This window comes from Flavobacterium aurantiibacter (genome assembly GCF_002251775.1).
GTDB lineage: Bacteria > Bacteroidota > Bacteroidia > Flavobacteriales > Flavobacteriaceae > Flavobacterium > Flavobacterium aurantiibacter.
Map to the genome: position 1 here is coordinate 1 of NZ_NOXX01000142.1, position 6,110 is coordinate 6,110.

Genomic DNA, 6,110 nt, shown 5'->3' on the forward strand with positions numbered 1-6,110 from the left:
AAATAACATCAAAAATCAATTAATTTAATTTCACCCAACGGGTTTCTTTTATAATATTCATATTTTGATTTTGAAAATTTAATTAGCACAAATAATGTATAGCCCAAAGGACCAAATAAAAAAGTTATTGGCAATAAAAATATGTTGACTAAATGAATTAATTTTAATGAATGGGTTTGCTTTGTAATATAGATTCCAACTAAAAGGTCAAATGCTAAATAGTGCACCCAACCCGCAAGCAGAGCTTCGTCTTTTTGAAAAAGTTTCTTTACATTTTCTAAGGCGCTAAAACTTCTCCAACCAAAATAAGGTAGTTGGTGAATTATCAAAACTGAATAAAGTAAAGTAAGTATAAGTACTACTATTGAAGTGGAAATAACCGTAGTGTATTTCCACTTTGGGGCAATTAAGAGAAGCAACCAACCAATTAAAACAAATTTATTAGCTATTGAAAATAAATCTGAATAACTCATTAGTCAATAAGTTTCACTTCAAACATATTGTTGATTGCATCAAAGGTTATTTTACATTGGTCAAATTTTGGCTTACTCATTTTTGGCTTAAAGTTTTGCGTGAAAGCAAATGGTTCTTTAGGGTAGCCAAACAAATTACTTTTCATTCTGCCATTATTATCAATATCTTGATAAATGGCAAGTGCATATTCGCCTTCAGGCACATCATCCCAAGTAATGATTATTTCACCCGTTTTAGAAGGTATTAATTCTTTTGCGAATGAATGCTTTTGCTGTGTTGGAAATTCATTTTCTTTTTTGTAGAAACCAATGTGAATGGTTGCAGTTGCATTTTGAACATTTGTAATTTTTAATGTAAATGCTGTTTTTTTAGTGTTTTGGGCATTAGAGTTGAAGCCTAGCATTGCTAAAGCAATTGCCAAAAATGCTGATTTTACAATTTTCTTTTTCATTTTTAAGAGTATTTAAATTTTACTCTGCTAAAATGAGGAGTATAGTTTAAGTGTTCCTGTAACAACTGTTACAAAATTATCTGCGGGCTATTTTTTTTCTGATACGACTAAGAGATGGTCGTTCAATACCCAAGTATGTTGAAAGATAGGAGAGTGAGACTCTATTGTGTAAATCTGAATTTTCTTTTACAAAGTTGATATATCGCTGTTCTGCATTTTCAAACAAGAAACTCTGAATTCTTTTTTGCTGAAACTTTAAAACTTCTTCCGCTATCAGTCTGCCATATTTTTCCAAAGCAGGAAATTTAGAAAATGCGTCCTGCATATGAGAATAAGGTATATTTACTATTTCGCAAGCTTCAAGGCATTGAAAAAAATATTTGCTTGGAGTTTGAGTAATAAATGCTACATATTCAGTAGCAAAATCAAACTCTTTGGCAAATCGGATAGTAATTTCATTGCCCTTATCGTCAATATAAAATGCTCTTAGCAAACCACTAAAAACAAAACCCACATTTTTCTGAGTAGTATTTGCCTGTATATAAAAATGTTTGTCGGCTAATGTTGAAGTTGTCAGTCCACTTTCCAAAAAACTCAAAGCATCACTGTCTGCCTGTGGGCAAAGGTGTTTTACTGTTTTGAGATATGTTTGAATAGCTTTAGGAGTCATTTTGTCTGTTGATTTATGGTTGGCACTTTCGGTCGCTACGCTTGCACCTAACGTCAGACTGTGAAAAAACCTCCACAATCTCTTTAACAAATATACCAAAAAACTTGTAAGAAAAACAGAAAAGGTGTATATTTAAAGATGCAACACATCCAAGGAATNCCTAAAATTCGTGAAAAAATGTATTTTCAGGAAAGATATATTGCAAGACAGGTTACTTATTTAATATATCCAAAACTTCCATTAATTATTTGGCGTAATTCAATGTTGTTAAGTGTGTTAGAAGTGTTTTTATGAAATTTAAGTGGCTGTGCGGACTTTGGGAATTATCGAGTTCGCGGAAACAATATATCTACAATGAAACAGAAAATAATTTAAAATTTCAACTGAAATTGAAAGAAGTTTTAGCCGTTTCTTTTATTAATGGAATTTGTTTCTTCCGGACTATAATTTTTGATGAATTTAGCTACGGGACTACCTTAGGATTTGCATTATAAGTTTGAACTTTAACAAGCGGAATTTTTATAGTAGAGCACAAAATGAGGTATAGGGTACTTTAGAGAAATTAAAATCGATCTGCTAGGACCTGCACCCCTTCCACAACCCGATCTAAAAACGACTACTTCAAAACGATTACAAAAAACAAGTTTTTTAAATCGATTTAAACGAGGTTTGTTTTTTATTCACAGACAAAAATTTATACTTCTCGGTCCTAAAGCGTAAGATTTCGCAACCTAGACAGATCGTTCTTTATGGAAGTAAAGTATGCTTCTTGCTTGAAGTAGTAGGCAGCAGCTAAACTAAGTTATCTATTCACTACAAAACAGTTATATATAATTCAAGTTGTAAATTTAGTTTCATCTTGGAAAGATTAACTTTTTTAATCTAATGTATGCTCACAAGACTTTATCTTTATTTTTACTTTGTTAATGCATACACTAACGCTGAAAGTAATATAGGCGTTTGTGAAAACAACAGTTTTGTTGCTATAATGAACTTAAATAAGCTGATTAAAACTTGAACAAAATTAGATAACACTTGTTTTAAATCGGCTATATTGCAATGGTTCAATATCGTATATAATTTTATGAAAAAACACGACTTTCTATTGCTATTTTTCTTTGCTACTACGCTACAAGTGTTTTGTCAAACGTCAATTCTTTCCCAATTAATGAACAAGCCTAGAATGGACGAATTTTATAAAGTGCGAGAAAATAATGTTGAAAGTTTAACGGTAACGGAGACCAATTTTTTAGAAGATGAAACATACACCAATAAATGGGTTTATTTCTATTCCAAGGATTCAATAATAAATGGAAAACTCTTCAAGGACGAAGAACTAAAATCTACTTTTAAATACACTATTAATAAGAACAGAGAGCTGACCGAATCACAAGTACTTTTTTACCATAAACAAAAAGTTAATGATAGACTTCATGTGAAGTATATTTTAAGTGATAGTGTGATGATACTTAAATTATTAGATGAAAAGTTAGAAGTTTACAGGCGAATGATTGTTGAAATGGACAGCCTAAAATCTCCAATCAAAATTACTTCTCTGAATAATGATGAAATTGAAGCTGAGGAAACGGCAGAATACAACTATAATTTGAACACTTTTAAATACAAAGTTTACAACAGGTATAATAAACTAGTTTTGGATAAAATTGAACATTATAATCATAATTTTATTATTGGAAAAAATGAGTTAGGAGATGTTGTTGAAATGATTTGGCCGCTTTCTCGTGACAAATCTGTCATAAGATTTGATTATAAATACGACCAAAAAAATAATTGGATTAAAAGAGTAAAAAAAATCATAAAGAATAACAAGGAGGTTATAACCACAATCGTGAGAAGAAGCATAAAGTATAAAAAGTAGTTATTACGCCCCCTGCTCCGCAAACCCTGCCGACTTTGAGGCTGCTCCGCAAAATCTACCTGCATCCAGTTGTAGCTACTCGTTTTTTGAAGGGTTTACACAACGGTTTTGTATTTATGTTGTTAGGAAAAGAGGTTCTAGCTGCCAGTTTTTTGAATTGAATACACAATTGCGTCCATGTACAGTATTCTTCGATATTCACAAGCTTTGTAAAACATTCTCAACAACAAAAAGTATATTTTTATTTACTTTAATGTAATTTTCAGGTAAATTTTTATTTACTTTGTAATTTCTGTATATGCCAAATAGCGTTAGTAATGAAATGTTCGGAACTGATTAGAATTCTTAAGAGGAATGGGTGGTATGCGATTTCGCAGAGAGGTTCTCATGTGAAGATGGTTCATCCGGAACGAAAAAATATGCTAATCGTGCCCGATCACGGAAGTAGTGAAATTGCTAAAGGCTTGGAAAAACGTATTCTTAAGGAAGCAGGTATTAATTAATTTTGAAAGAAAGAGTCATGAAACGGAAAAAGAGATACAAATTTATTGTTGAGAAAACAGCAACCGGATTTTCGGCATTCTCAAACGATTTGCCTGTTTTTACAACGGGAAAGACCATGACCGAGCTTCAAAACAACCTACTCGAAGCCTTAGAGCTTGCTCTTGAACCAGATTCTCAAAACTTGAGTAGTAATAACATCGAACTAGAAATCGATCTAAAACAGTTTTTTCAATATTATCGCGTTATAAACTCGAAATATCTCGCCGAGCGAATTGGCATGAATCCCACATTATTCTCGCACTACGTTAACGGACATAAAAAACCTTCGAGCAAGCAAACGACCCGCATATTAAACGGCCTAAATGAAGTGGGTAGAGAACTGGCAAATTTGCAATTTGTGAATTAGAATACCTTCTGATTTTCCCCCTGCTCCACAAACCCTCCCGACTTTGAGGCTGCTCCGCAAAATCTACCGACTCGCTCCCGCAGGACGTGCTTAACATCCATGATTTTCGCTTTTATTTTTTGATCAATTGAATCGCTTGACAGTTCGAAAAACGTTATCTGGTAACAGTCTGTATCGACCGGCGAAAAGCACACGTGCAAACTTCGTGAACATTCGCTGTTTGCCAACGAACATTGCCTCGAGTGACGAAACGTGTTTTGCCGACAGAACAGGCTCGACTGCTGTCTCTTGGTTGTGGTTACAACATTTTCGGACGTTCGTTGCTTTGCAATAGTGTCGTGACCTCCGCTAACACCGTGCAAACGCAATTGTCTGATTTCGTGTTCAAATAAGAATCTGTTTTCTTAACTTCGTTTTTATTAAGCGGAGAGTACGCAATTCCATTTCCAGCAACTGCGTCTTCACGGGAAATGTTAGCAAAAATGCATGTAGAAGCTCTAGAAATCAAGCGCTATGTAGAAATACTTCGGCTGGAATACTAAAGTAATCTTTAAGCTTTTGGGCCATTTTTAATGTTATTTCTCGTTTGCCAGATAGAATTGCTGAAACATGTCCTTTACTTCCAATTATTGGCTCAAGATCTTTGTTCTTAATTCCCATTTCTTGCATTTTATACTTGATAACTTCTAATGCGTTAAGTTCTGGCAATTTGTAATGCTTATCGTCATAATCTTTAACCAAAACCATTAATAAATCCAACTCGTCGCTTTCCGGTGTATTCGGTTCTGCGTGGAAAATTTCCATTAATCGCATTGAAGCTTTGTTGTAATCATCTTCTGTTTTTAATACTTTCCAGTCCATATCTATAATGCTTTTGTCAAAATTGAAGTGTCGAAATCAACGGTTTCAACATTTATTTTATCGTATTCTTTATGTGTTCCAAACCAAATAACATAACACGCAGCTTGGCTAAAATTCACCGAAACTACTAATCTAAAGTCATTCCCTTTTATATTGAAAACAACACGATTGTTATTTATTATACTTGCGTTTCCATAAATAGCTTTCAATTCATTGAAGTTCTTTATCGCAAGTTTTGAAAATTCGTTATACCAAATCAGTAAAGGCGTTTCTGCTAATGGATATTTTTTACAGTAGTATAAAATTGTTTTCTTGACTAGAACTTTCATGAAGCAAAAATATCAAAAGTTTTCAATTTGCAAACTAAGTAGAAATACAATTGTGAAGATTTGCACGTTTGCTAACCGTACCTGTCTTGCTCCGCAAACCCTCCCGACTTTGAGGCTTCTCCCCAAACCCTCCCGACTTTGAAGCTAATCCCCAAACCCTCCCGACTTCAAGGCTAGTTAAAACCACCCTAAACTTGAAGTCATATCCCGGATTTTAATAGTGAAAACGATAAAAAAGTTGCGTTCGCTGAAAACCGCCAGCATCTCCAACTTCGGAATATTGTGTTCGATTTTTGATTGTAAAGGTACTTTTTTCGTACGATCGCTTTTTGTGCACATTCTCCGCGTCAGGGGTTGCAGCGGAAATCTTGTTTTTTGATCCGCGTCGGGCAAAAAATACCCCAATAGCTATCGGGGCAGCATAAGACCCGCCGCCGCCAGAAACAGCTTTCCAGCACTGAGGCGCCGGAACGCCCAAAAAATAAAAACAGTTGCTAAGTACACGACAAAAATTGTATTAAATTAATTTCCAGCTT

General features: G+C 34.1%; 8 protein-coding genes. 3 read left to right on the forward strand and 5 right to left on the reverse strand.

The genetic code is table 11. From position 1 onward, the window contains the following. Nucleotides 1-8: 8 nt before the first annotated feature. The 3 genes from CHX27_RS02930 to CHX27_RS02940 form a co-directional block, all read right to left on the reverse strand. On the reverse strand, nt 9-473 hold the full coding sequence (locus CHX27_RS02930; protein ID WP_094485273.1) for an ABA4-like family protein: 465 nt from the start codon (nt 471-473) through the stop codon (nt 9-11). Beyond that, complete coding sequence (locus CHX27_RS02935) at nt 473-925, reverse strand: DUF2141 domain-containing protein (protein ID WP_094485274.1); 453 nt, start codon at nt 923-925, stop codon at nt 473-475. Before CHX27_RS02935 ends, CHX27_RS02930 begins: the two co-directional genes overlap by 1 nt. A 76-nt stretch (nt 926-1,001) precedes the next feature. After that, a complete protein-coding gene (locus CHX27_RS02940; protein ID WP_094485284.1) occupies nt 1,002-1,595 on the reverse strand; it encodes a Crp/Fnr family transcriptional regulator in 594 nt (197 codons plus the stop codon). A 1,168-nt stretch (nt 1,596-2,763) separates the two neighbouring features. Between CHX27_RS02940 and CHX27_RS02950 the strand changes: the two genes are divergently transcribed. From CHX27_RS02950 to CHX27_RS02960, 3 genes are all read left to right on the forward strand, one after another. Next, nucleotides 2,764-3,474, forward strand: coding sequence for a hypothetical protein (locus tag CHX27_RS02950; protein WP_094485276.1), 711 nt, complete (start codon nt 2,764-2,766; stop codon nt 3,472-3,474). 317 nt (nt 3,475-3,791) lie between these two features. Beyond that, complete coding sequence (locus CHX27_RS02955; protein ID WP_094485277.1) at nt 3,792-3,977, forward strand: type II toxin-antitoxin system HicA family toxin; 186 nt, start codon at nt 3,792-3,794, stop codon at nt 3,975-3,977. Between the two features lie 17 nt (nt 3,978-3,994). Beyond that, on the forward strand, nt 3,995-4,384 hold the full coding sequence (locus CHX27_RS02960; RefSeq protein ID WP_094485278.1) for a helix-turn-helix domain-containing protein: 390 nt from the start codon (nt 3,995-3,997) through the stop codon (nt 4,382-4,384). Nucleotides 4,385-4,888: 504 nt separating this feature from the next. Here CHX27_RS02960 and CHX27_RS02975 read toward each other — a convergent pair. After that, entirely contained in the window at nt 4,889-5,245 is a 357-nt protein-coding gene (locus CHX27_RS02975) for a helix-turn-helix domain-containing protein (RefSeq protein ID WP_094485281.1), read from the reverse strand. Between the two features lie 2 nt (nt 5,246-5,247). Then, complete coding sequence (locus CHX27_RS02980) at nt 5,248-5,574, reverse strand: type II toxin-antitoxin system HigB family toxin (protein ID WP_094485282.1); 327 nt, start codon at nt 5,572-5,574, stop codon at nt 5,248-5,250. Between the last annotated feature and the right edge of the window lie 536 nt (nt 5,575-6,110).